We start from the raw sequence: 24,526 nt of genomic DNA, 5'->3' as shown, positions 1-24,526 counted from the left end.
CAGATGGCATTCAGCTTTAGTCCTCCAGGTTCGGTAAAAATACCTTAAGCTGCATCAACTTGCGTTTGTCAGAGTTGGTGACTTCAAAGTGAATATTATCGATTTCGACTTTTTCTCCGGTATTGGGCATGTGCCCAAACGCGCGCAACACAACGCCGCCTATCGTATCAGACTCCTCTTCATTGAAATGACTTTCAAAGAACTTATTGAAATCTTCAACCGACGTTAAGGCTTTTACCGAGTAAGTGCACTTGTTAAGCGGACGAATATTGTCGTTTTCGTTTACGTCATCATCAAATTCGTCTTCAATTTCGCCGACTATCAATTCCAGTATGTCTTCGATGGTCACGAGGCCCGATACGCCGCCATATTCATCTACTACAATCGCCATATGATAGCGCTGCTGCCTAAACTCTTTCAGCAATACGTCTACGCGTTTGCTTTCTGGGACAATAATGGCTTCACGGAGATTTTCTTTAAGCGAAAAGGTTTTTTCATCATTAAAAGCATAAGCTAGTAAGTCTTTTGCCAATAACACACCTTCAATATGGTCTTTATCTTCGCTGATGACCGGGAATCGACTGTGAGCAGACTCGAGCATAAGCGGCAAAAATTCATCTACACTTTGTTGAACGTCTATAGTGATCATTTGCGCCCGCGGGATCATGATATCTCGCACTCGCATCTCACTCACAATCATGACGCCTTCAATCATTTCTTTTGTTTGCGGGTCAATTAGCTCTCGCTGCTGAGCATCAGAAATGACTTCAGAGAGTTCTTCTTTGTTTTTCGGTTCACCTTTAAAAGGATGGAGAAGGTTTGCTAACCAACCTTTGTTCGATGAACCGCTGGTAGATGGGGGATTATCTTCGCTCATGTTCCTGTCAATATTGCCTTGTTTAAATTATATACTTATCGAATTGTGTACGGGTCGTCAATACCTAAAGCGTCTAGTATGGCTATTTCTATAGCCTCCATTTCTTGTGCTTCCGTATCGTCTATATGGTCGTAGCCTAACAAATGCAAGAGCCCATGCACACACATATGTGTCCAATGGTGGCTTATTTCTTTTTCTTGATCTTGCGCTTCTTGCTGAATGACTTGTGCGCAGATGGCTAAATCGCCAAGGTAATCAGACTCAACGTAATCAGGCGTTTCAGCTGGAAAAGACAGCACATTGGTGGGCGCATCTTTGTGTCGGTAAGTGTGATTCAGCTCGCGCGATTCACCGCGACTCACAATTCTAATACCTAGCTCTAATGGGCGTTGCTCAACAACGCTTTTGTTTTTTTGGATGTGTTTTATATGCGCCAGTGCCGCCTCGACCGCGCCCAGCAAGTCTGCCTCGCTGGGCAAGTCCGACGCACTAACGGCCTCTAAGTCGTCGCCTAGGCTCAGATATAAGATTGCGCTGGGCTTGCTCACTGGCTGTTGTCGTTTCCAGATTGCGGCGCGTTTTGTTGTGCTTGTTTTAAGCGCGCTGCCTTTTCAGCTTGTTTAATCGTTTCTTGCTCTGCGTCGTAATCTTCATAAGCTTGAACTATGCGCGCAACGACGGGGTGGCGCACTACATCATTTGCGGTAAAGAAATTAAACGAGATATCGTTTACATCGCTTAGCACGTCGATGGCGTGGCGTAGGCCCGAGCGCACACCGCGGGGCAAATCTACCTGAGTAATGTCTCCTGTAATCACCGCTCGCGAGTTAAAACCTATGCGCGTTAAGAACATTTTCATTTGTTCTGAGGTAGTGTTTTGAGATTCATCTAAAATAATAAAAGCATCATTGAGCGTGCGGCCGCGCATATAGGCAAGAGGTGCTACTTCAATAACATTACGCTCAATGAGCTTTTCTACTTTTTCAAAGCCCAGCATCTCGAACAGAGCGTCGTAGAGAGGGCGCAGATAAGGGTCAACCTTTTGTGATAAATCACCGGGTAAAAACCCAAGCTTTTCGCCAGCTTCAACTGCTGGGCGTGTGAGCAAGATGCGTCTAATTTCTTGACGCTCAAGTGCGTCGACCGCACATGCTACCGCTAAATAGGTTTTACCTGTACCAGCAGGGCCTATGCCAAAGGTGATGTCGTGATTAATCACATTGGCAACATACTTAGACTGATTAGGATTACGCGGCTTAATTACGCCACGCTTTGTCTTGATATGTACTTCTTTGCCATAATCGCCGGCCTCGGCTCGCTCAAGGCATTTGGCTTCTTGTATCGCTAAATGTACTTGATTCGGCTCCAGTGAAGGAATACTGCCTTTTACCGGCTGAGTCTCTATGTATAGTAGCTTGAGCAACTCGCTTGCACCATTTGCCTGTTGAGGGTCTCCCAACACGTTAAACTGGTTATTACGATAGGTAATTTCTACGCCCAGACGACGTTCAATTTGTTTGATGTTGTCATCGAAGGGCCCGCATAAACTAACTAAACGCTTACTGTCTTCTGGCTCTAATACAATTTTATTGCTAACAAGATTGCTCAATATTGATTCCTAAAAAAATGAAAATACTTAACTGAATTATACTGGGGTAACTTGAATTACGCCCAAGGTGTCAGGTTTTGGTTGCTTGGCGAGTATACTATGGGGCGAAATCGCAACTCTTAAACCCATTTCTGACTCTCGACTTACCACATCACCGCGCAGTGAATTACTAAATACATCGGTCACTTCCACATCAACAAACTCACCGATCATGTCGGGGGTGCCTTTGAAATTGACCACACGATTATTTTCTGTGCGTCCGGTTAATTCTTCGGCGTCTTTTTTAGATGTGCCTTCCACCAATATTCTTTGCACAGTACCTAGCATGTTACGCGCTATCTGCTGGGCATTTTGATTAATGCGCTGTTGAAGTATGTGCAAACGCCCCTTTTTAGTTTCTTCGCTAACATCGTCAACAATATCAGCAGCAGGCGTACCGGGGCGTGCGCTGTAAATAAAACTAAAGCTCATGTCGTAACCAACAAAGCTTATTAAGTCCATCGTCGCTTCAAAGTCTTCTTGGGTTTCTCCCGGGAAACCAATAATGAAATCTGAGCTCATGCAAAGATTAGGTCGTACTTTTTTGAGTTTGCGGATGGTACTTTTATATTCAATGGCCGTGTGCCCACGTTTCATCATCGTTAAAATGCGGTCTGATCCGCTTTGTACAGGCAGGTGCAGGTGGTCAACTAACTCGGGAATATTGCGATAAGCTTCAATGATGTCGTCGGTAAACTCAACCGGATGAGAGGTGGTATAGCGGATGCGGTCGATGCCGTCGATGCTGGCGACCAACTCAAGTAATTCGGCAAAGCGGCAAATACTGCCGTCATGATGCTCACCTCTAAAGGCGTTAACATTCTGACCAAGTAAATTAACTTCTCGCACACCTTGAGATGCTAATTGCGCGACTTCTAGTAGTACATCGTCTACCGGTCTGCTGACTTCCTCGCCTCGGGTGTATGGCACTACGCAGAAGCTACAGTATTTTGAGCATCCTTCCATAATCGACACAAATGCTGTTGGACCATCTGCTCGTGGCTCGGGCAGGCGGTCAAATTTTTCGATTTCAGGGAAACTAACGTCTACTACCGATTTATTACCGCCTTGAATTTGTTTTATCATTTCTGGCAGGCGATGTAGTGTTTGTGGGCCAAACACAATATCAACATAAGGCGCGCGCTTTCTTATTTCGGCGCCTTCTTGAGAGGCAACACAACCGCCCACGCCGATAATAAGCTCCGGCTTTGATTTTTTCAGATTCTTCCAGCGCCCTAGCTGATGAAATACCTTTTCTTGGGCCTTCTCTCGAATCGAGCAGGTGTTTAACAAAATTACGTCTGCATCTTCAGCTTCTTGCGCTTCAGTGTAGCCATGGGTTGCATCAAGTAAGTCAGCCATTTTTTCCGAGTCATACTCGTTCATTTGGCAACCCCATGTTTTGATATACAGCTTTTTACCCATATTTTTGTTCATATCAATTAGTTTACAACATGTAGTGTGATTAATGAGGCTCGGGCAACAGACTCTTACAATACGTCTGAACGCACCCGCGCTCGCTAACACAGGATTCAAAAGATAGCCGTCAATTTTACCGCTTTTAGGTGCAATTAGCTAGGGTAGCGATACTTAGAAAATGCCGAATCGGCAGGCCTATAAAATCCATCGAGTAAACAAGCTGATACAAGCTTCACATTTGTTGCTTACTACCCGACCTATGGCATACTGACGTAGTAAGATGAATACGTTGTTATTAAAGTGCTGAAAGACATTTTACTAAGCATAAATAAAGGCCTAATAGTTGATTGAGAGAGCTCTGCATGACAGCTCTGCATGCTAACTCTGAAAGTCAGCTCTGCCTTGGTGTTTACCCACTGTTTCTATGCACATTTTGTGGGAATAAAGCATGTATCATGAACCATGAACCAGACGGGCGCTTAAGAAGTGTGCAGGGTTGTGAATAAAAAGGAGCTAGGATTTGGCAATACAAGGTAGACTTGAATTTGACGTCTGTATTTTAGGCGCTGGAATGGTGGGGGCCGCGCTTGCCTGCGTGTTAGCCAATAACGGAATGCGCGTAGCGCTAATCGAACCGTATTTACCGCATCCATTTAACGCACAAGAGAGCCCCGACTTGCGCGTGTCTGCCTTAAACAAACATAGCATCGATTTGTTAAGCAGTGTGCATGCCTTAGATGAAATAAAGTCGATGCGCTATCGCAAGTACGATGCACTCATGGTGTGGGAAGACGAAGCTGCAAAAACCCAGTTTAGTGCAAAGGATGTGGACGAACCGCAGCTTGGTATATTTGCTGAGAATCGCGTCATTCAGCTAGCATTGCTGAAAAGCATCTCAGGGCACTTTGCTGAATCGGTAACAATATTCAACTCAAGTGCAAGCAGCATTGATGTTCAACAAGGCTTGGTGCAGTTAGCGTCTGGCGAGCATATTCAGGCGCATTTTATTGCTGGCGCAGATGGTGCTCAGTCGCAGGTGCGCAGCGTTGCGGGCATCGGCCAAGTAGGTTGGGACTATTCTCAGCACGCCAACCTTGTGTTGGTTAAAATGAAAAACGCAATTGAAGACATGACTTGGCAGCAATTTACCCCGAGCGGACCGGTCGCTTTATTGCCCATGCATGACGATTATGCGAGCCTGGTTTGGTACGACAGCGCCGAGCGCTCAAGCGCTATTTCGAATATGGACAACGCACAGCTCAAGGAAGCCATTGTAAAAAAATTTCCGAGTACCTTGGGTGATTTTGAAGTCTGCAGTCAAGCGGGCTTCGGTTTACGACGTATGCACACAACGCGATACTATAAGCACAAAGCCGTGCTGGTGGGTGACGCTGCACATACGATAAATCCTTTGGCCGGGCAGGGCGTTAACTTAGGCTTTAAAGACGTTACGGCACTTGCCCAAAGTCTTCAAGCGCATAGTATCGGTGAGCTCGAACATGCTTTTGCCGCATATGAAAAAGCGCGCCGTGGGCAAAATTTATTGATGATGTCGACGATGGACGCGCTATATGCGACCTTTAGTAACAACAATACCGTATTAAAAACAGTGCGAAACTTTGCATTGGGCGCGGCTGAAAAGGCCGGTCCTCTAAAGAACAAAGCGCTTAAGTACGCGATGGGTCTTTAGGTATTGCTTGAATAGGATGAGTTAAGAAATGAATGTATTGGTGATATTAGGCGTATTGTTTTTGGCACTGATTATTATTGTGCCGCTGATAGAAAAATCTGGAATGCGAGTATCAAATGAAGCCTCATCAAAGATGGCTCGAATTATTCTTCCGCTGATCATTATCGCTATGGTGATACAGCTATTGTTTTATCTCTTCTGACTTTCGTTTGGTCTAGCCAAGGTCTGGCCAAGGGCAAGCCTTATGGCTTGCCTGTCCAAATTGTGTTTTCTTCCAACTCGCCTTGAAGCTCACAGTCTTTCGCATCAAAGGTTATAGCGCCCACGGCTTGGCGTTTCTGACGATAGTCTTTGGTGATAGCGACAATGGTGGGCGTGAGCAGTACGATGGCAATCACGTTTACCACTGTCATCAATCCGAGGGCCATATCGGCCATCGCCCAAACGGTTGGCAGTGAGGCCATAGAGCCCCATAGGATCATCGCTAGATAACCGGCCGTAAAAAAGGCGCGGCCTGGTTTGTTATCGAGCTTAAACATATGCAGGTTTGCTTCGCCATAGGCATAATTTGCAACCACCGAAGTAAAGGCAAAGAAGCCGATGGCAGCGGCCACAAAGTCTGCGCCAATGCCGCCTAAATGATTTTCCATTGCGGTTTGTGTAAGTCGTATTCCTTCCATTTGCCCGATGGAGGTATCGGTACCTAATAGAATAATAAAGGCGGTAGCGGTACATAAAATCATCGTATCTAAGAATACGCCAAGCATTTGAATGTAGCCCTGAGAGGCTGGATGATTAGGTTGTGGGCTTGCACTTGCAGCAGCCTGGGGCACGCTACCTGAGCCGGCCTCATTTGAGTAGAGCCCTCGCTGAATGCCGTTTTTAACCGCCGCTGCGAACGCGCCTGCACCGGCCTCCTGTAATCCAAAAGCAGATGTAATAATATCCCAAAGGACACCGGGCAATAGCTGAATATTGATGATAGTAATGACCATGGCAACCAACACATAAGTAATGCCCATAAATGGCACAATCCACTCAGCAAATTTGGCGATTGCACGAAGACCACCCACGACAATTAAGCCTGCAACAAGCACAATGACCAACCCGGTGTAGTGGGTAGGTATGTTATAACTATTGTTAAACGCATCGGTGATTGTATTCGCCTGCACCGCGCTAAATACAAAGCCGTAGCCAAAAAATAAACACAAGGCAAACAGCACCGCAAACCAAGAGTTTTTTAAGCCTTGCTTGATGTAATAGGCCGGCCCGCCTCTAAACTGTCCATCAGAATCTTTAATTTTGTATGCTTGCCCAAGCACTGATTCAGCATAGCCTGTGGCCATGCCGAGTATCGCAATAACCCACATCCAAAAAATCGCGCCAGCACCGCCAAGCGATATGGCAACCGCGACGCCTGCAAGATTACCGGTTCCTACACGCGCCGACAAACTCGTACACAATGCTTGAAACGAACTAATGCCTTCTTTATCTGCGGTGTTGCTGTTTTTAAGCAATGAGAACATATGCTTAAAATCCAAAATTTGGATGAATTTTAAGCGAAACGTAAACCACACGCCTGCAATGAGCAGCATGTATATTAATATTTGGCCTTGGCCCCATAGAATATTGTTGACGAACCCGACTACTTCATTAATCAAAAGATATCCTCATCACAGCGTTGTGATTATGCGTTATTAAAGGCTGTTTATTGCAGGTAATATGATTGCTAAGGCAATGCTCAATATAAAAATAACTAAATAGATCACGACAATTATGCCAATGAACTTCCAAAAAGACTTTTGGTGTGTGAGCGCATCGACAATATCAACATAATTTTTTGAGCTCTCGGCCTTACTGATGCTTTTGCCGTAACGGAACAGGAAAAGAGGTGGTAGAAAAAATATGGCGGCTAGGACGATATACATAATCCCCACAAAAATACCGAATCCGCCTGCCAAGCCATTATTTTCCTGACCAAAAAAAGAAGCCATTCCGCCCATTCCAATTAAAATTAGAAGGCCAAAAAGCAGCATAAAGCCGCTACCGATGAAGCCTAAAATAGCGCACAGTTTTACCCAAAATTTTGTATTGGAAAGGGGAGTAATAAGCTCATCGAATTGATTATTTTGAGGTGCTTGAGCTTCGGTTGCTTCGTACATGAATAAGTCCTTTTATTATTTTTGAAACCTTTAGTCTTTGCTCAGCTGAACGTAAACAAACACAAAATGATCTCACGCTATATAATTGAGGCGTTCAAGAATAGCGATGGATAGACTACGGCACAACAAAAACTTTAAGATTTGTGCTTTATCATAAAAAGAATACGTAAAGAAATGGCTGGGGTAGCAGGACTCGAACCTACGGATGGCGGGATCAAAACCCGCTGCCTTACCAACTTGGCTATACCCCAGTCGTTAGGAAACTTCGGTCGTCCGGCACGGGCGTGCCAAGACGTTTAACAATACGTAGAAAATGGCTGGGGTAGCAGGACTCGAACCTACGGATGGCGGGATCAAAACCCGCTGCCTTACCAACTTGGCTATACCCCAGTCGCTTTCTAACGCTTTCTAAAATGGTGCGGAAGGAGAGACTTGAACTCTCACGCCGTGAAGCACTGGAACCTAAATCCAGCGTGTCTACCAATTCCACCACTCCCGCATTTTAGACACTCTATCGAAATTAATGGTGGCTACGGCGGGACTCGAACCTGCGACCCCATCATTATGAGTGATGTGCTCTAACCAGCTGAGCTACGTAGCCATTTTCCCCTCAATTTCGGAGTGGCGCGTATTATGCGCAAGCGAGATTGGGTCGTCAACCGTTTTTTGCTTTATTCCCGTTAGTTGCGCAGTTTCTAAGCAAGCTTGGTGTAAACTTAACAAAATCCAATTAATTTATGCTGGGTAAAATGCCAGAGCCAACGTTTAACAGCGCAAGCTGTTGCTGCAGTTTTCTGCCTAATTTGCCCGCATTTAGCTTAGGTACCCGCGTCGAATCGGTTTCATAATTGGAGTGAGATAACAATTCTTTAAAGGTAGACTGCTGCTCTATTGTTTCGAGCTTTCGAGTTTTCGCCGACAGGGCAGCAATCTTTTCTATACTGTTTGTACGAGAGAACCGCGTATAACCTTTAAAAGAAAAGTGTTCTTCTACGTGGCGATTACTTAAGGCTAATAACTTATCCATGAATGCATAAAGTACATGGTCTTGGTTCAGGCTTTCGAGCAATAAGCAAAATGACATATCTTTTTGGGTTTCTGGTAGCTTACAAATCGCCTGAGCATGCAGCTGAATCTTAATTAAGTAGTTTGTATCGTCAATGGGGGTAATGCCTTGAAGCGAAAACAGGGCTCCATCGTAGGAAATTGATGAAAACAGATGAGCGAGCGACTGTTCGTGCGCACTCATCTCACAATTATGAGGCTGATTGCTTTGATTTTTACTGCTTTGGTTTTGACTGCTTATGGTAGACAAACTTTGCGCTTGCTGATTGTCATTAATTTGTGTTTTCGTTGACGAAGACATCGCCATTAAAGGCAAGTCATGATGACAACTAAAAGGCGTTGTGGTGTTTATCCCGTTTCGCCATTTAACCAATTCCCGAATCTCATGTTCGCGCGCTTTACATAGCGCTAAAAACGCGGTTTGTATAATTTCAGAAGAGGGAAGGTTGGCCTCAACGCGCCAGCGCCTCCCATAAACAATTTTGTGCGCGTCTTGCTTTTGCGGACACACGTAATTGTCTAAGCCCACTATTCCCACTTGCAAAAATATTCCGCCGTTGTCTTGGTCCACAAACAGCAAATAGTGTTGGTCGTACTCAATTTCCGCTACGATGTTCGACACTGACTCAATCGTGTGCTGATAGCTTAAGTAATGCTGAGGAATGCAATTTGTACCATCGTCAAGCTCAATGTTAGGTGCACTTGGAATGGGTGACTCGCCGGGTAACAATGGTAAGGGTGTTTTCATAAGGCGTCGTTCATAGCACCACACGTTAAAACAGGAATATATAGAATAGACCTATAATGACTGTGGTTTATTTCAGGTTGCTATGAATTACGTCGCTCATGTGCAAATGGTTTGTTGTGCTGCACAAAAATTGAAATTAATTTATCGAGTTGATGAAAAGCTCGATACAAAAGAGCCTATGAGCGCACAAACAAAAAGTGCCGCAACTGCAGCACTTTTTGAAACTTTGCTAGGCCCTATAGGCAAGGGTACAATTTAAAACTACACGTTAAATCTAAAATGAATAACATCGCCGTCTTTAACGATATATTCTTTGCCCTCTAATCGCCATTTACCTGCATCTTTAGCGCCCTGCTCACCTTTACAGTTTGTGTAGTCGTCATAGGCAATGACTTCAGCGCGAATAAAGCCCTTTTCAAAGTCGGTATGTATTTTACCGGCCGCCTGCGGGGCAGTTGAGCCTTGAGGATAGGTCCATGCACGTACTTCTTTAACGCCGGCAGTAAAATAGGTTTGTAAGGTTAGCAAATCGTAACCCGCTCGAATAACGCGGTTTAAGCCAGGCTCACTTAAACCTAGCTCTTCCATAAAGTCAGCTTTGTCGGCTTCGTCTAACTCTGCAATATCAGACTCAATTGCTGCGCATACGCTAACCACTACTGCATTTTCAGCTTCTGCTATCGCACGCACCATGTCTAAATATGGATTATTTTCGAAGCCGTCTTCATTCACATTGGCGATATACATGGTGGGTTTAAGCGTTAAGAAATTCATATAGCTAATGGCTTTAAATTCTTCAGGGCTTAGCGATAATGCACGCAGCAAACCACCTTCATTTAAATGCGGAAGAAGTTTTTCAAGTACCTTTAATTCGAACTTTGCGTCAGCGTCTCCGCCTTTTGCGCGTTTGCCAACCCGAATAATAGCTTTTTCGGTCGTTTCTAAATCAGCAAGCCCCAGCTCGGTGTTTATTACGTCGATGTCTTCTTGCGGGTCGACTTTTCCTGCTACGTGAACAATATTATCGTTGTCAAAGCAACGCACTACGTGACCGATAGCATCTGTTTCTCGAATATTCGCAAGAAACTTATTACCAAGACCTTCACCCTTTGATGCGCCAGCCACTAAGCCTGCAATATCAACAAACTCCATAGTGGTAGGAATGATTTTTTGCGGTTTTACAATCTCAGCCAAGGCGTCTAATCGTGTGTCGGGTACGGGCACTACACCGGTATTCGGTTCAATGGTACAGAACGGAAAATTGGCCGCCTCTATTCCCGCCTTTGTTAGTGCATTAAAAAGCGTTGATTTCCCTACGTTGGGTAAGCCAACAATGCCACATTTAAATCCCATGGTGAATGCCTTCTAAATTTGTTTTCAAAAATAATGTATCAGAAACTAGCTTGCCGCATTATAAGCATGCAGGCGCTGTTGCGCTTTTGGTAAGTCTTGTTTCAGTAAAAGTTGGATGCAGCGAATCGATTCATCAATCGCGCCCTCAATAAGCGCTTGCTCATTGGCAGGGGCTTTACTCAAAACATGGCCGGTTACTTTGCTCTTATGACCGGGATGTCCAATCCCCACTCGCAGTCTTAAAAAGTCTTTTTGATTAGCGAGGCACCTAACGATGTCGCGAATACCATTTTGACTAGAACTGCCGCCAATTTTGAATTTTGCTATGCCCGGTTCAAAATCAAGTTCGTCGTATGCAACTAAGAGCTCATTTGGCAGCACTTTATAAAATGTGCACATTGCGCCAACGGCTTGTCCGCTTTTATTCATAAACGTGGTGGGTATTAACAGGCGAATGTCTTTACCTTCAATGATTCCGCGACCGGTAAAACCAAAAAACTTAGCTTCGTATTTTAATGGAATATTAAACCACGAAGCTAAGCTTTCTACTAGCATGGCACCTGCGTTGTGCCGTGTATTTTGATATTCGGGGCCTGGATTACCCAAGCCCACGATTAGACGAATATCAGACAACTGATTATTCCTCAGTAGCCTCTTCACCAGCGCTATCGTCAGACTCTTCTTCAGATTTGCTTGGTCCTTTAGGCGCTTTGATGGTCACAACCGCTAAGTCATGCTCTTCACCTTTACCTAGTTCTACAGACTCAACGCCTTTAGGTAGGGTAAGGTCAGAAATATGAAGCGTTTGACCCATTTCTACAGCGGCCATATCTACTTCAATATATTCTGGTAGGTCTTTTGGCAAGCAGGTCACTTCTAGTTCTTGCATAGCGTGATCAGCATAGCCGCCGTCGCCTTTAATACCAGGTGCTTTGTCTTCATTGATGAAGTGAAGCGGCACGTTAGTGTGCAGTTTCTCACCAGCAACAACACGTTGGAAATCGATGTGCGTGACTTTTGGCTTGAACGGGTGACGCTGCATGTCTTTCACAAGCGCTTCTACGTTTTTGCCGTCGATGTTAAGAGTAAGAACATGTGAGTAGAACGCTTCAAACTCTTGCGCTTGAACTACTTTGTTGTGCTCTAAAGTTAGTGCTACTGGCTCTTTGCCGGCACCATAAAGGATTGCAGGTACTTTGCCTTCATGACGTAGGCGGCGGCTCGCACCTTTCCCTAAGTCTGTTCGGACGCTTGCATCCAAGTTAAAAATTGCATCAGACATGATTGTCTCCATTAAATAAATTGTGTTGCATAGCTTTGCGACCAAGCCATGCTCGTTTCTTACCTTTGGCCTTGTGACTGTTGCTTTTTTATCACTAAAACACTGCCTGCAAAATAGCAGAAGCATGTTATTTCAGTGGCGTTAAGCACATCACGAGACGTAACGCGTAAATCGCGCGTGCATTACTCATATTTCCCGTACTTTTCACAAATACTAAGGTAATACACAAAGTAAGCCCGTATTTAAACGGCGGCGCATTCTATCACTGTGAACGCGTGCAAACAATTGTTTAATGAGCAATATCGTCAATATTATAAGTAATTCGGTAATTAGCTTGGGTTGCCTTCAGGCAACCCGTTGCGAGTAAAGTGAAATACGCAGTTAGCTAATTATTCGGCGGAGGTCTAGGGGGGTAGGGTGATATTGAACCGCTCGCGGGTATTTATGACATCATCAATTTCAAAACGAATTTGATAGTTACCCACTAACAATCCTTCTTCGGTAACAAACTCCAAGCGATTAATTCTTCGGGCTTGTATTTGTTTTCTGGCAACCACGTCATTATTCGGGTCAATCAGGCTTACCCTCATCTCTTGATTAGGATTAAAGCTGAATGTGGCGACAATATTGAGCGACTCGACACATGCAAACTCGTTGGTATAACGAGTCGTACAATAATCCGGTGTCATGGTAAATGATGCAAGCTCCAGCGGGCCTTGAGGTTCAAGTACCGCCAGAAATTCTTCCTGCATGGCCTGTAGTTCTGCAAGGAGTACTTCAAGCTTCGCTTTTTCCTCGTTTGCCGCGTTAAGTTCGCTTTGCAATTGCAACGACTCAGATTCGAAACCCTGAAGGGCAAACACAGACGCTTCCATTGTTTCATTGGCAAGTTTCAGTTCTTCTGATTCAAGCTCCAGTTTGGCTAAATTGGCATTACACGCAATGTATTGAGTTTGCGTTTCAATCAGGTTTTGCTGAACTTTAAGCATTTCTTCTGAAGGTGGCAGAGCCGCGCACTTTTCGCCAATATCTTGGGCGTCTAGACTTGCTTGAAGTTGCTCCACTACCGTTTCTTTGTCGCTTATTGTGTTTTGTAAGCTTGTAATTTGTGCGAGGTATTCTGCACTTTTAAACTCTTGCTCTTTAAGCTGTACTTCGAGCGCTTTGTTTTCGTCAATTAACTCCATCACGTAGGCCGGGTCGAAAGCCGGCGCTCGGTCAGAAAGAACGAAAAAGTAAAGCGCTGACATGATTAAAAATACGACAACACCAACGAGGTATTTTGCAGAGTTTTTGAGCATATTGTCCATAATGTGTACTTATCCAAAATAGATGTGTTTTTAGAACCGCTAAGCGTACGCGTGGAATCTCAACCTTAGTATAATTATATTGAGATTAGTGACTTACAAACTAAATGCAGTGAGTCAGTTTTATTCCAGCGCGATAAAATTTTCGTGAAGAGTATATACATATTGAACAAAAATAGAACTTCAATTTGCTGTTACTGCTATCAGATCAGACCATCGCGCAAAGAGCCATCGCATTTAATATCAGGCCTTGGTTAAAATCTCAGCATAGTGGTTTTCCTTCTAACCTCAGTCAAGTATACTCATGCGCAAGTTTGTAAAGAGATATGTGTGCAAATGTGGTTAAAAGCCTTTTAAATTGCAGCTCATAGGCGGTTTAGTTGGTTTGTTTAACATCTCTTTTTGTCGTAAAGCCATTATTATTTAACGGATGTATAAATGGAATTTCGTTCTAAGTTTCAACGATTTGGGTTTAAAGCACTAACGCTTGCAGTGTTGGTAACGCAGAGTCATCACGTTTTTGCGTTTAGCGATTACGTTAGGGAGCAAGGGCCAGAGCACATTGCAACCCTCTTGTATTTTTTGTTTGGTGTACTAACGCTGTTGCTCATCATGCCGCTCGTGCAGTTCTATTTTGCTGAGCTTAGAGCACAGGCCAATAAGCAGGAGCGCGAACAAAACGAACGGGTGCTCGATGCCATTAAAACCGGCGTGGTACACGTTAATGTTAGCGGCGTTGTTACCTACGCTAACGAAGCGGCTGCTCGTTTGTTGAACAAAGACAAAAAATCTCAACTGCTCAGCAGCAAACTTGCAGATAACTTCACGAAAGATGGGAAAGCTGCTGTTAATAAAGCGCTTGGCAGCAAAAAATCGGGGCAGACAGTTAAAGCCGATGTTGCAACGAGCAAAAGCGCATCGTCTACATCTAATAACAAAGCACTGGTAGTGGAATTTGGTGAGAGCTTCGAGCAAGACGATACCACCACTCGCATTATCTTTTTAAATGGCGAAGGTGTATTTACGCTTGAAAGTCTAGATGTTAAACACAACGAAGTGTTGGTTGCGAAACAAGCGCCTTCGCCCACCCCCGTTGTACCGCAAGCGGCAGCTGTTAAAGAAGCAAGCAAAGCTAAGCCTGAACAAGCTGCACCGGCGAAAATGAATGATAAAGAAAGCAAGAATGTCAGTGGCGTAGCAAGTGCCGAAAATAGCGAAGAACTGAGCCGCGCTTTGGCGCAGGCTCAAGCTTACATTAAAAAGTTGCTTGAACTCTCTCCGGTGGCGATTGGTACCATCAATGCAGATCATCAAATTTTAAGTGCCAACCGCTTAATGACAGAACGCTTAAAGTTCACTGAAAAAGAGCTGAAAAAAGGTAATATCTATAAGCTATTTAGTAACCCTGAAGAAGCAGGCACAACTGCGAAACACTTGAATAAACGTGGTGAATTGAAAGACTTCCATGTGAAACTCAAAGGTGCAGACGGCAAGAACTATCCTGGAGAGCTCACTGTTGATTTAATAGATGAAGAAAAACAAGAGTATTTGTTTTGGATCATTGACCGTGCCGATGAGCAATTCCAGCGCGATAAGTTCGAAAATCTGCTGCAGCACAGCACCATGCCAATGGCAATTTTGACAGAAGACGGTTTTAGCAAGCTTAATCAATCAGCCTGTGATTTCTTTAATTGCGAAGATGAGAGAGAACTCTTTGGCTATACACCTTTCTCTGAGCAGTTTAACGTATCTGAACAAGCATCAAATGAGCTGGCTGAGCTGGTTAACGCCACGAAACAAAAAGGTACTGTGCAATCGATGTCTTGGACGCACAAACTGCAAGGTCAAGAAGTGCCTTGTGAAATTACCTTCGCTCCTATCTACAAAGACCAAGCGTTTGACTCTATTTTATGTATGTGGACTGATTTCAGAGAGCTAAATAAAGTTAATAAGGCATTGACTCAAGCGAACAAGCTGTTCCAGTTTGCTGGCGGCAAATTAGAAGAAAAACAACATTTATTAGACGAACAAAAGCTTGAATTAGAAGAAACGACAAGCGAACTCAACAGAACAACGCTTGATTTAACAAAAGTGCAAGAAGACTTGGTTAGCACGCAGACAGAGTTTACCGAACTCAAACAAGATTATGAAACATCGGTGAAAAGCGTTGAAGAGTTAGAGAAGGAGCTTAACACCAGTTGCGAGCTTTTAGAGGGCGCTGAAAAGGCGAACAACGATTTAATGGCGCAGCTTGAAAGTGCTAAGGGCGAAGCTGAAGAACTTGAAAAGGCGCGTCAAACTATTGCAGAACAACTGATAAAGAGTGAAGAGAGCTATCAAGCTGCTCGCGACGAACTATTGGCAAGCGAGAAACAAGGTAATGCACTGGCGGCTGAAAAGCAGTCTCAAGATGAAGCATTACAAGGTTTGCTAGAGCAAGTAGGCTTGATGCAAAAAGAAATCCAAGCGAAAGATGATGAGATTGCGAAAGTGAACGCTCAGATTGCAGGGCTCGAATCTGATTACTTGCAGGCCACCGAATCAGCCGATGCGCTTAGTGCTCAGCTAGAAAGCTTAAAACAAGACACCGAAAAAGCGAAGCAAGAACAACAAGCACTCTTAGAGAAAGATTCTGAGGTCCAAACAGCTCTGGAGAGCAAGAATGCAGACCTTAAAAAGTTAGAAGATGCGATTGCCGACCTAGAGAAAAAATCAAAGCAAGAGCACGAGAATATGCTCGCCGAACAAGCTCAACTTAAAGCCGAGCTTGAGCAAACGATGTCTAAACTGAGCGATTCTGAAAAGCGTCTGGAAGATGCTCAAGCGATGAGTGAAAAAGAAAAGCAAGACAAAGGGCAATACAACGAAATGCTCGATGCCTTGCAAAAAGAAATTGAGACTGTGAAGGCCGACGCAGACAAACAAAAAGAAGCCTTAAGTGAAAGCGAAAATGATTGGCTGACGGAGCAGGCGCAAATTGAAGAGCAGCGCAATGAGCTACAAAGCGCATTAGAAAATGCAGAAAAGCGCAATGAATCACTCAAGCAAGAACTCGAAGCGCAACTGAATGCGTTCAAAAAGGCGGAAAGCGAAGTGCAGCAAAATGTTGCAAAACAAGCGCAACTGCAAGAACAATTTGACGCCGCCCAACAAGAGATTTCTACGCTTCAGCAGAGCATTGCCGCAAAAGAAAAAGAAGAGCAAGCCCTTACACAGCAGCTCAAAGAAAAACAAAGCTTAGAGGATAAAGAGCAGTCGCTGATTAAAGACGCTGAGGAAAATCAAGCCGCGCTTGCTCAGCAGCTTGCGGAACTTGAACAGCAGTATCAACAAAGCAAAGAGTCACTTGAAAAAGAGCAAAGCAGTCAAGAACTCTTAAAAGTGAAATTAGATACCTTGGAGCAGTCATTAATAAACAAAGAACAAGAGTTAAGCGCTAAGGCTGAAGAATTAGAAAATGCAGCACTTGAGCTTAGTCAGACAAAAGCGCAGTTAGAAGAGCAAGCTGCGCAACTTTTGGCACAGGAGAGCACAAACGATCCTACCGTTAGACCTGACATCGAAAAACTACCGCTACCAGACCGCCCCGAATTGTGGTTTGACATCCGCCTATATTTGCAAAGCCAACCCCAGGTCGGTTCGCTTCTTGCGTCACTTACGCAATTGATAGAAGACATTGATGAGCAAATCAAACAGGCTGAAGAGGCTATTGCGACCAACAGCATTCCTCGCATAATGGCGGCTTCGAGCAACCTAGTAGAGTTGGCGAAGACGATTAATTCAGCACCGCTCATTGAACTGACGCAAAGCGTTGAGAACGATTGTCGCGATGGTATGGTAGATAACGTCTCTATCCGATGGCCGTCAACAAAAGTTGCGCTTCAACGCAGCCTACGCGCGGTATATGAGCATCTAAATAACAATAGATAGTTAGAGAAAACGCGACAGGCCGATACGACACTATCTACATAATAGCGTCGTAACGGCCTTTTTATTGCGCGGGTGTTTCGCTGGGGTCTGTCGTTTAGGTCTTTGACTTGAGGCTATCGGTTTCTTACATCACGTTGTCTTGTGGCGCTGTGCGCACGTTTGACTCGTCTAATACGGTTACTTTGTTCACTTTTAATAGCTGGCCAAACTGCGTGATGGTCGCCATGCCCTCAAGAGGCTCAGCCTCTATTTGAATCACTAAGCCGTGGCGTCTATGTTCCTTGCCTAAGTTATTTAAGGTGTATTTAGTCCCATCTTTTGCGATAAAGCCATAAAATCCGCCCTCAAGGTTTTGATACATCATGGTGCCGGTGAGTGTCATTTGCTTTGCCTCGGTATGGTCGTTCTCAGATTCAGCGGCATTCAAACTTGCAGCTGCGCTTGTATTTGCTGACGTTTGCTCTGCGTTACACGCTAGCAGCGTTAAACTCAGGCAGCCAGTGATTAAGATTCGAGCGGGACTATACATGTTTCTTCCTTGCGTTAAATAAGTAGAGGTTTCTACACGATTTTTAGTGCTTCAGGTACTTGCCTGAATACTTTACCTTGATTTGAAAGATGCTTACCACCTTCGATGTGTGCGCTCAATTATGCGAACATAGAACTACGCAAACATAAAATTATGCGAATATAAAACTGCGCGAACATACAGTCACGCGAACATAAACCCGCGCGAACTTACACCCACGCGAACATAACTCGCACGCGAATGTTCAGAGTCAAAAAAAACGCCTTAGTTCCGTTTTTGACTAAACGGGCTAACCGGCGGTTTTAGTGAACGCTAACGCGCATTTGTTTTTTCTGGCCGCAGACGCAGCAGCCCATCAGCAAATGTTAATATTCGAACATGGCCGAAATAGACTCTTCATTGCTGATCCTGCGGATTGTTTCCGCTAGCATTTCAGACAGTGTGAGTTGCTTAACCTTTTTCACCCTTCGCATTTCGTCGCTAAGCGGAATACTGTCGGTAATTATAATTTCGTCTATCACCGATTCTTCTAAATTTTTTGCTGCATTACCCGAGAATATCGCATGCGTAGCATAAGCATAAACTCGGTTCGCACCATGTGCTTTAAGTGCTTCTGCGGCTTTAGCGAGGGTGCCGCCGGTGTCAATCATGTCGTCAACAATAATACAATCACGGCCACGGACATCACCAATAATGTTCATTACTTGTGCTACGTTGGCTTTCGGGCGGCGCTTGTCAATGATTGCAAGGTCGGTATCGTTAAGTAATTTTGCCGTTGCCCGCGCTCGCACTACGCCACCTATGTCAGGAGATACCACTACGGGCTCTTTGAAGTCGCGTTGAAACATATCATCCAATAGTATTGGCGTGCCAAAGGCGTTATCTACCGGTACATCAAAGAAGCCTTGAATCTGTTCGGCGTGCAAATCGATGGTCAGCACTCTGTCTACACCAACATTTGATAAAAAGTCTGCGACCACTTTTGCAGTAATGGGTACACGGGCGCTGCGCACTCGTCGGTCTTGTCTAGCGTAGCCAAAGTAGGGGATAACTGCGGTGATCCTGCCGGCAGACGCACGTCTGAAGGCATCAATCATCACAATAAGCTCCATTAGATTGTCATTGGTAGGCGCGCAAGTAGACTGGATAATAAAAACGTCCGAGCCACGGACGTTTTCATGAATTTCTACGCAGATTTCTCCGTCACTAAAACGCCCGACACTGGCGTTTCCTAGTTTGGTATACAATCGGTCGGCAACTTTCTGAGCGAGTTCAGGAACAGCGTTTCCTGTAAATAGCTTCATATCTGGCACAAGACTTTCCTCGGTGCAATTTTAGGCGATGGCGGACGGCAAGAACGGATTTACTCAGACAAGTATAAGCGCAAAGCCCTTTTTATACATGCCTTAGTAATACGGTTAGGTGGTGCATACAAAGCTAGGCTTTGATTTTAATGCCGTTTTCTTTAAAAAACTGATGGAGGGGCGAGACATTTACGCCCTCTGCCACAAATCCTTTTACATCAATCGGCAGTTGCTGCAGTACCTTTGAAGCTTGCTCTTTACTGTTAAAAATCGCAAAGACGCTTGCGCCCGTACCTGTCATTCTCGACGGAGCGTAGTGTATCAACCACTGTAATAAATTTGCAACTTGAGAATGCAATGTCGTGACTAATAATTCGCAATCGTTGCGAGTTGTGGCAAAGCTATACTGCTGCGCTGATATAGGAGCGCTATCGCGAGGCAGGTCCTTGTGGGCAAAAATGTCGGCGGTAGAAACATGCACATTCGGTGTAGCCACCAAATAATATTGTGGCTCTAGTTCGATGGCCGCTAAACGCTCGCCAACACCTTCGGCAAAGGCGCTCCTGCCATGAACAAAAACGGGAACATCTGCGCCAAGCTCTAGGCCAATGTGTGCAAGTTCCTGAAGGCTTAAGTCACATTGCCATAAGTAGTTGAGCGTAAGCAAAACGGTTGCCGCATTTGAGGAGCCGCCCCCGATGCCTCCTCCCATAGGCAGTGATTTTTGAACAAATATATCAATGCCTTGATGATTTTGTCGATGCGCTAAAAGCGCTTTTGCTGCCTTTGATATGAGATTGTCTTTTTCTGACACACCGTCTATGTTGTCATAAAGCTTGACCCGCTCAGAATTAGGATTTAGCCGAAATCCAATTTTATCGCCGTAATCCAGCAACTGAAATACACTCTGCAATTGATGGTATCCACTCGGTAAACGGCCGCATATATGCAGAAATAGGTTTATTTTTGCTGGGCTTGGAAGCCACGTAATCTCTCTACTATTAAAGGGAGGATTTACCAAAGCCTCAATCATTGGGGGCATCTATGTGTGTCCAATTGTCTATTCTCAGTACCAAGCTTGTCTGTATTTGTGCTTGGTTTTGGGTGAGTCGCATCGAAATAGGCAGGGTATAAATATCGCCGTCTAGCGTAAACTCTCCATATCGAGTGTAGTTGATGGTCCATGGCAGACAAGCATCGCACTTTGTCACCACGCGCTTGACTAAACCATTTTCAAAGCGTTCGGTAACAAGGGATGATGCCACAGCACCTTTCATCCAATCAGATAAAAATTCTACCGGCACGTCCCAACCGGTGGTCCGATAAATCAGCGCCGATGGCGATTGGTCTTGCCACAGTTGACCGTCTGCGCGCAGTGATGCAAGCTTGCCGTCATAATCTAAGCTAGCGATATTGGTGCCGACCACGCTAGTTAGATTCATCACAGAGGCATTGCCTGATTGTTGCCAGTTAATATATGCGCTTTTGCGTTCGCGTTCGCTAATAAAAGCAAGTTTGCCGCGCACTGACCAGTTTTTCAGCTTGTTGAGCTTTTGTTGTTCGATAAGTTGCGGGTCTTGTGATTGGCTAACGTCGGCAGGGCGCAGTGTACAGCCCGTGATGCTCACAGTCAGTGTAAAATATATTAGCAAGAGCAGCAGGGCCCTCATGACCCCACAGCGTTTATGAACAGTGTGGCCAGTATGCTCGGCGCGCGAGTCTTGCCTAGTTGAAATACTGAAAAACCTTTGTGTATACAGCGTCACGTCTGGGCCGTTTCCTTTTTAGCATTATCAGCGCCCATAAAAATATAAGGCGCTATGATTATCCAACTCATATTCTAGAAACAATATACCACCTCGGTGAGACTTGACAGCATCATTGCTCGAATTTACGTACTTATCCTTTTAATTAATGGGGGATTTTACTACAATGCGCTGTCTTTACGTAAGCGCAAGAACGACAAAAACTTAATGCCCTTTTTTACCATAGGTTTAAACCACCACTCGGCGCCCGTTGCGCTTCGAGAGAGAGTGGCTTTTACGCCAGATAAATTGGTAGAAAGTCTGTCTGCTTTTCGTAAAACCAGCAACAATAACGAGTTGGTCATTTTATCCACTTGCAACCGCACAGAGCTATATGTGAATACCTCTGAAATGACTCAGCAAGAGGTTATTGCGTGGTTAGCAGATGTTCACGGCATTAATAAAGACGATATCGCGGCGCATATTTATCAGCATGACGAAATAGCCGCTGTTGAGCATTTAATGAGAGTAGCCGCAGGGCTTGATTCGCTTATTCTCGGTGAGCCTCAAATTTTGGGTCAGGTTAAACAGTCTTATACCGAAGCTAAACGCGCCGGCACGATTAACTCGCATTTTGAAAAGCTTTTTCAAACCACCTTCGCTGTTGCCAAGCAAGTGAGAAGTCAAACGGATATTGGTGCGAGCGCTGTGTCGGTAGCTTATGCGGCAGTAAAGTTGACCAAACAAATATTTTCAGCCATTGATAAAAGCCATATCTTATTGGTAGGGGCAGGTGAAACTATTGAATTAGTCGCAAAGCACCTGCAAGATGCGAACGCAAAATCTATCACGGTAGCCAACCGCACGCTTAAAAATGCGCAGGCGTTAGCCGAACGTTTTAACGGTCAATCCATTACGATTAGTCAAATACCTGCTCATTTAGCGCATGCTGACGTGGTGATAAGTTCAACTGCCAGCGCCTTACCTTTAATTGGTAAAGGGATGGTGGAATCTGCACTGAAGGCGCGAAAACATAAACCGATGCTACTGCTTGATTTAGCCGTGCCTCGCGACATCGAGAGCGAAGTCTCAGATTTGGACGATGCTTACTTATATACGGTGGATGACTTACAGGATATTATCGACCAAAACCTTGCTAACAGAGAACAAGCCGCACAGCAGGCGGCTGCGTTGATTAAGCATCGCGTGCAAGATTTTGATGTATGGCTACAGCAGTCCATGCATATAGATTTAATTAAAACCTATCGCGAGCAAGCTCAGCAGCTTCGAGATACGCTTACTCAAAAAGCTATGGCGCGGATTGCAAGTGGTGATGATGCACAAACAGTGTTGCAAGAGCTTAGCTATAAACTGAGTCAGCAGATGATGCATGGCCCCACTAAAGCCCTGCAATCAGCGATTCAAGAGCAAGATGCACCGAGCTTAAACTTGTTGGCAGACGCGTTTAATTTAAATGCCGCGCCTACTACTAAACAGGAATGAAATGAAACAGTCAGTTGTCCATAAACTCGAATCCTTGGTTGAGCGCTTTGAAGAAGTTCAGGCCTTGCTTGGCGAGGCTAGTGTTATTCGCGATCAAGATAAGTTTCGCGCCTTATCAAAGGAGTTTTCGCAGTTAGAAGAGGTGGTGAAGCAGTTTGGTGCGTTTCAAGAAGCTGAAAAAGACATTGCGTCTGCTCTTGAAATGCTGCAAGAAAATGACCCAGAAATGCGTGAAATGGCGCAAGAAGAGCTGAAAATAGCCAAGCAGCTGACAGAAGACCTTGAAACATCTTTGCAAATTTTGCTGCTGCCCACTGACCCAAATGATGACAACAGCTGCTTTTTAGAAATTCGCGCAGGCGCAGGTGGTGACGAGGCAGCAATATTTGCCGGTGACCTCTATCGTATGTACTCACGATTTGCCGAAACAAAAGGTTGGCGAGTAGAGGTTATGAGCGCAAACGAAGGTGAGCACGGCGGCTACAAAGAAATTATCGCTAATGTGTCGGGTGACGGTGCCTATGGCGTGCTTAAGTTTGAATCGGGTGGTCATAGGGTGCAACGTGTGCCTGAGACTGAGTCTCAAGGACGCATTCACACCTCTGCATGCACGGTTGCCGTGCTGCCTGAGGTGCCTGAGTCTGAAGCGATTGAAATTAATCCGGCAGATTTACGAATTGATACTTTCAGAGCATCAGGCGCTGGCGGGCAACACGTCAATAAAACCGACTCGGCCATCCGTTTAACGCATATTCCTACCGGCGTAGTAGTAGAGTGTCAGGATGAACGTTCGCAGCATAAAAACCGAGCTAAAGCGATGTCGGTTCTGCAAGCTCGTTTGAATCAAATTGAGCAAGACAAGCGTTCTGCCGAGGAGGCAAGCACGCGTAAAAGCTTGGTTGGAAGCGGCGACAGAAGCGAGCGAATCCGCACTTACAACTTCCCGCAAGGCCGGGTAACCGATCACCGCATCAATTTAACTTTATATAAGCTAGACGATGTTATTGCCGGCGATCTAGCGGCTTTGTCAGATCCTATTCGTCAAGAGCATCAGGCCGATTTGTTGGCCTCTTTGTCAGACGATTAAGCGACAAATCTTATGACCGATGGCGCTAAGACGCTTAATGTAAGGGCGCTGCTAAAAGATGCTCAAAATAGGCTTGCGGCGCAAACTGAACTTACTTTTAGTGAGCCAGCACTTGAGGCGCGACTACTGTTTGAGCATGTATCTGGATATGCGCACAGCTGGCAAATTGCGCATGCAGATGAGCTTGTAGAGGAAACGCTGCAATGTGCCTTTGAATCATGTTTGACAGCGCGTTTAGCAGGCAAACCTCTGGCCTTTATTACAGGGCAGCAAGATTTTTGGTCTTTAAATTTAGAGGTGAAAGACTGCACGCTTATTCCTCGAGCCGATACCGAAACACTTGTTGAGGCGGCTCTTGACCTACCGCTGCCAAAAAACGCGAGTGTTTTAGATTTAGGCACCGGTACAGGGGCAATAGCACTTGCGCTGGCAAAAGAATCGCCTAGCTGGGAAGTTATTGGGGTTGATAGGGTTGGGCAAGCGGTGGCTTTAGCTAAGCGAAACGCAGTTCGCAATAATCTTCGCGCAGCGTTTTTTCATAGTCATTGGTTTTCTGCCCTGAACAATTATAAGTTCGATTTAATTGTGAGCAATCCGCCTTACGTTGAGCAGCAAAGTGAATACCTACATCAAGGAGACTTGCGCTTTGAACCGGAATCAGCGTTGGTATCAGGTCTAGATGGACTTGACGATATTCGACTAATTATTGATAGTGCGCATGATTATATGAACAGCGATGCATATTTATTACTCGAGCATGGCTTTGAACAAGGCCGGGCAGTAAGGAAGCTAATGGATAGCAAAGGCTTTGTACAAATCACGAGCAAAAAGGACTACAATGGTTTGGAGCGAGTCAGCATCGCGCGAAAGGCCTAAA

Annotated in this window: 22 protein-coding genes and 4 tRNA genes; 6 read left to right on the top strand and 20 right to left on the bottom strand. The window is 45.0% G+C overall.

Annotated features, from left to right (window positions below; all coding sequences use genetic code 11):
* Positions 1–16: 16 nt before the first annotated feature.
* From corC to miaB, 4 genes are read right to left on the bottom strand one after another with little or no spacing between them, the layout of a single operon-like run.
* Positions 17–877 (bottom strand): CNNM family magnesium/cobalt transport protein CorC, encoded by an 861-nt coding sequence (gene corC / locus ACFO4O_RS06020; protein ID WP_382406483.1) that lies wholly within the window; start codon positions 875–877, stop codon positions 17–19.
* 35 nt (positions 878–912) lie between these two features.
* Positions 913–1,425: an rRNA maturation RNase YbeY gene (gene ybeY, locus ACFO4O_RS06015; protein ID WP_382406481.1), complete on the bottom strand. Its 513-nt coding sequence runs from the start codon at positions 1,423–1,425 to the stop codon at positions 913–915.
* Positions 1,422–2,486 (bottom strand): PhoH family protein, encoded by a 1,065-nt coding sequence (locus ACFO4O_RS06010; RefSeq protein ID WP_382406479.1) that lies wholly within the window; start codon positions 2,484–2,486, stop codon positions 1,422–1,424. The genes ybeY and ACFO4O_RS06010 overlap by 4 nt, the downstream gene beginning before the upstream one ends.
* A gap of 36 nt (positions 2,487–2,522) precedes the next feature.
* The gene (miaB, locus tag ACFO4O_RS06005) at positions 2,523–3,950 is read right to left on the bottom strand and encodes a tRNA (N6-isopentenyl adenosine(37)-C2)-methylthiotransferase MiaB (RefSeq protein WP_382408251.1); all 1,428 of its coding nucleotides are present in this window, start codon (positions 3,948–3,950) and stop codon (positions 2,523–2,525) included.
* 514 nt (positions 3,951–4,464) lie between these two features.
* Between miaB and ACFO4O_RS06000 the strand changes: the two genes are divergently transcribed.
* Both ACFO4O_RS06000 and ACFO4O_RS05995 read left to right on the top strand, forming a co-directional pair.
* The gene (locus ACFO4O_RS06000) at positions 4,465–5,634 is read left to right on the top strand and encodes an FAD-dependent monooxygenase (protein WP_382406477.1); all 1,170 of its coding nucleotides are present in this window, start codon (positions 4,465–4,467) and stop codon (positions 5,632–5,634) included.
* A gap of 28 nt (positions 5,635–5,662) precedes the next feature.
* On the top strand, positions 5,663–5,836 hold the full coding sequence (locus ACFO4O_RS05995; protein ID WP_382406475.1) for a hypothetical protein: 174 nt from the start codon (positions 5,663–5,665) through the stop codon (positions 5,834–5,836).
* A 40-nt stretch (positions 5,837–5,876) separates the two neighbouring features.
* Here the strand turns inward: ACFO4O_RS05995 and ACFO4O_RS05990 are convergent, their stop codons facing one another.
* From ACFO4O_RS05990 to ACFO4O_RS05940, 11 genes are all read right to left on the bottom strand, one after another.
* Positions 5,877–7,295 (bottom strand): alanine/glycine:cation symporter family protein, encoded by a 1,419-nt coding sequence (locus tag ACFO4O_RS05990; protein ID WP_382406473.1) that lies wholly within the window; start codon positions 7,293–7,295, stop codon positions 5,877–5,879.
* Positions 7,296–7,331: 36 nt separating this feature from the next.
* Entirely contained in the window at positions 7,332–7,796 is a 465-nt protein-coding gene (locus ACFO4O_RS05985) for a hypothetical protein (RefSeq protein WP_382406471.1), read from the bottom strand.
* Between the two features lie 175 nt (positions 7,797–7,971).
* A tRNA-Gln gene (locus ACFO4O_RS05980) sits at positions 7,972–8,047 on the bottom strand.
* A gap of 63 nt (positions 8,048–8,110) precedes the next feature.
* Positions 8,111–8,186, bottom strand: a tRNA-Gln gene (locus tag ACFO4O_RS05975).
* Between the two features lie 24 nt (positions 8,187–8,210).
* A tRNA-Leu gene (locus tag ACFO4O_RS05970) sits at positions 8,211–8,295 on the bottom strand.
* Between the two features lie 25 nt (positions 8,296–8,320).
* A tRNA-Met gene (locus ACFO4O_RS05965) sits at positions 8,321–8,397 on the bottom strand.
* A 129-nt stretch (positions 8,398–8,526) separates the two neighbouring features.
* Complete coding sequence (locus ACFO4O_RS05960; RefSeq protein WP_382406469.1) at positions 8,527–9,609, bottom strand: hypothetical protein; 1,083 nt, start codon at positions 9,607–9,609, stop codon at positions 8,527–8,529.
* Positions 9,610–9,870: 261 nt separating this feature from the next.
* Positions 9,871–10,962 carry a redox-regulated ATPase YchF gene (gene ychF, locus ACFO4O_RS05955; RefSeq protein WP_382406467.1) on the bottom strand — a complete coding sequence of 364 codons (1,092 nt, stop codon included), beginning with the start codon at positions 10,960–10,962 and terminating at the stop codon, positions 9,871–9,873.
* A gap of 45 nt (positions 10,963–11,007) precedes the next feature.
* The gene (gene pth / locus ACFO4O_RS05950; protein ID WP_382406465.1) at positions 11,008–11,595 is read right to left on the bottom strand and encodes an aminoacyl-tRNA hydrolase; all 588 of its coding nucleotides are present in this window, start codon (positions 11,593–11,595) and stop codon (positions 11,008–11,010) included.
* A gap of 4 nt (positions 11,596–11,599) precedes the next feature.
* Complete coding sequence (locus ACFO4O_RS05945; RefSeq protein WP_382406463.1) at positions 11,600–12,244, bottom strand: 50S ribosomal protein L25/general stress protein Ctc; 645 nt, start codon at positions 12,242–12,244, stop codon at positions 11,600–11,602.
* Between the two features lie 404 nt (positions 12,245–12,648).
* Positions 12,649–13,554 carry a hypothetical protein gene (locus tag ACFO4O_RS05940; protein ID WP_382406461.1) on the bottom strand — a complete coding sequence of 302 codons (906 nt, stop codon included), beginning with the start codon at positions 13,552–13,554 and terminating at the stop codon, positions 12,649–12,651.
* Positions 13,555–13,989: 435 nt separating this feature from the next.
* On the opposite strand from ACFO4O_RS05940, the gene ACFO4O_RS05935 reads away from it, so the two are divergent.
* Positions 13,990–17,481, top strand: a complete 3,492-nt coding sequence (locus ACFO4O_RS05935; RefSeq protein WP_382406459.1) for a PAS domain-containing protein — start codon at positions 13,990–13,992, stop codon at positions 17,479–17,481.
* 124 nt (positions 17,482–17,605) lie between these two features.
* Here the strand turns inward: ACFO4O_RS05935 and ACFO4O_RS05930 are convergent, their stop codons facing one another.
* The 5 genes from ACFO4O_RS05930 to ACFO4O_RS05910 all read right to left on the bottom strand — a co-directional run bounded on the left by ACFO4O_RS05930 (position 17,606) and on the right by ACFO4O_RS05910 (position 21,424).
* Positions 17,606–18,010 (bottom strand): hypothetical protein, encoded by a 405-nt coding sequence (locus tag ACFO4O_RS05930; RefSeq protein WP_382406457.1) that lies wholly within the window; start codon positions 18,008–18,010, stop codon positions 17,606–17,608.
* A gap of 365 nt (positions 18,011–18,375) precedes the next feature.
* On the bottom strand, positions 18,376–19,323 hold the full coding sequence (locus tag ACFO4O_RS05925; protein WP_382406455.1) for a ribose-phosphate pyrophosphokinase: 948 nt from the start codon (positions 19,321–19,323) through the stop codon (positions 18,376–18,378).
* A 124-nt stretch (positions 19,324–19,447) separates the two neighbouring features.
* Positions 19,448–20,356: a 4-(cytidine 5'-diphospho)-2-C-methyl-D-erythritol kinase gene (gene ispE / locus ACFO4O_RS05920; protein WP_382406453.1), complete on the bottom strand. Its 909-nt coding sequence runs from the start codon at positions 20,354–20,356 to the stop codon at positions 19,448–19,450.
* Positions 20,340–21,080 carry a lipoprotein insertase outer membrane protein LolB gene (gene lolB / locus ACFO4O_RS05915; protein WP_382406450.1) on the bottom strand — a complete coding sequence of 247 codons (741 nt, stop codon included), beginning with the start codon at positions 21,078–21,080 and terminating at the stop codon, positions 20,340–20,342. Before lolB ends, ispE begins: the two co-directional genes overlap by 17 nt.
* Positions 21,081–21,241: 161 nt before the next feature.
* Positions 21,242–21,424, bottom strand: coding sequence for a hypothetical protein (locus ACFO4O_RS05910; RefSeq protein WP_382408329.1), 183 nt, complete (start codon positions 21,422–21,424; stop codon positions 21,242–21,244).
* Between ACFO4O_RS05910 and hemA the strand changes: the two genes are divergently transcribed.
* The 3 genes from hemA to prmC are packed head-to-tail and all read left to right on the top strand — an operon-like array spanning position 21,348 to position 24,525.
* The gene (hemA, locus tag ACFO4O_RS05905) at positions 21,348–22,562 is read left to right on the top strand and encodes a glutamyl-tRNA reductase (RefSeq protein WP_382408249.1); all 1,215 of its coding nucleotides are present in this window, start codon (positions 21,348–21,350) and stop codon (positions 22,560–22,562) included. The two genes, ACFO4O_RS05910 and hemA, sit on opposite strands and share 77 nt — an antisense overlap.
* A gap of 1 nt (position 22,563) precedes the next feature.
* Entirely contained in the window at positions 22,564–23,649 is a 1,086-nt protein-coding gene (gene prfA, locus ACFO4O_RS05900) for a peptide chain release factor 1 (protein WP_382406448.1), read from the top strand.
* 12 nt (positions 23,650–23,661) lie between these two features.
* A complete protein-coding gene (gene prmC, locus ACFO4O_RS05895) occupies positions 23,662–24,525 on the top strand; it encodes a peptide chain release factor N(5)-glutamine methyltransferase (RefSeq protein ID WP_382406446.1) in 864 nt (287 codons plus the stop codon).
* The last annotated feature ends 1 nt before the right edge of the window (position 24,526 follow it).

The sequence above is a fragment of the Glaciecola siphonariae genome (genome assembly GCF_042652645.1).
Lineage (GTDB): Bacteria > Pseudomonadota > Gammaproteobacteria > Enterobacterales > Alteromonadaceae > Glaciecola > Glaciecola siphonariae.
This window is presented reverse-complemented; position numbering and strand designations above follow the sequence as displayed.

Excerpts from the sequence above, each read along its gene's own strand:
- corC (WP_382406483.1), bottom strand. The coding sequence starts at position 877 with ATGAGCGAAGATAATCCCCCATCTACCAGCGGTTCATCGAACAAAGGT.
- miaB (WP_382408251.1), bottom strand. The coding sequence starts at position 3,950 with ATGGGTAAAAAGCTGTATATCAAAACATGGGGTTGCCAAATGAACGAG.
- ACFO4O_RS05995 (WP_382406475.1), top strand. The coding sequence starts at position 5,663 with ATGAATGTATTGGTGATATTAGGCGTATTGTTTTTGGCACTGATTATT.
- ACFO4O_RS05985 (WP_382406471.1), bottom strand. The coding sequence starts at position 7,796 with ATGTACGAAGCAACCGAAGCTCAAGCACCTCAAAATAATCAATTCGAT.
- ACFO4O_RS05960 (WP_382406469.1), bottom strand. The coding sequence starts at position 9,609 with ATGAAAACACCCTTACCATTGTTACCCGGCGAGTCACCCATTCCAAGT.
- ychF (WP_382406467.1), bottom strand. The coding sequence starts at position 10,962 with ATGGGATTTAAATGTGGCATTGTTGGCTTACCCAACGTAGGGAAATCA.
- ACFO4O_RS05945 (WP_382406463.1), bottom strand. The coding sequence starts at position 12,244 with ATGTCTGATGCAATTTTTAACTTGGATGCAAGCGTCCGAACAGACTTA.
- ACFO4O_RS05940 (WP_382406461.1), bottom strand. The coding sequence starts at position 13,554 with ATGGACAATATGCTCAAAAACTCTGCAAAATACCTCGTTGGTGTTGTC.
- ACFO4O_RS05935 (WP_382406459.1), top strand. The coding sequence starts at position 13,990 with ATGGAATTTCGTTCTAAGTTTCAACGATTTGGGTTTAAAGCACTAACG.
- ACFO4O_RS05930 (WP_382406457.1), bottom strand. The coding sequence starts at position 18,010 with ATGTATAGTCCCGCTCGAATCTTAATCACTGGCTGCCTGAGTTTAACG.
- ispE (WP_382406453.1), bottom strand. The coding sequence starts at position 20,356 with ATGCCCCCAATGATTGAGGCTTTGGTAAATCCTCCCTTTAATAGTAGA.
- ACFO4O_RS05910 (WP_382408329.1), bottom strand. The coding sequence starts at position 21,424 with ATGACCAACTCGTTATTGTTGCTGGTTTTACGAAAAGCAGACAGACTT.
- prfA (WP_382406448.1), top strand. The coding sequence starts at position 22,564 with ATGAAACAGTCAGTTGTCCATAAACTCGAATCCTTGGTTGAGCGCTTT.
- prmC (WP_382406446.1), top strand. The coding sequence starts at position 23,662 with ATGACCGATGGCGCTAAGACGCTTAATGTAAGGGCGCTGCTAAAAGAT.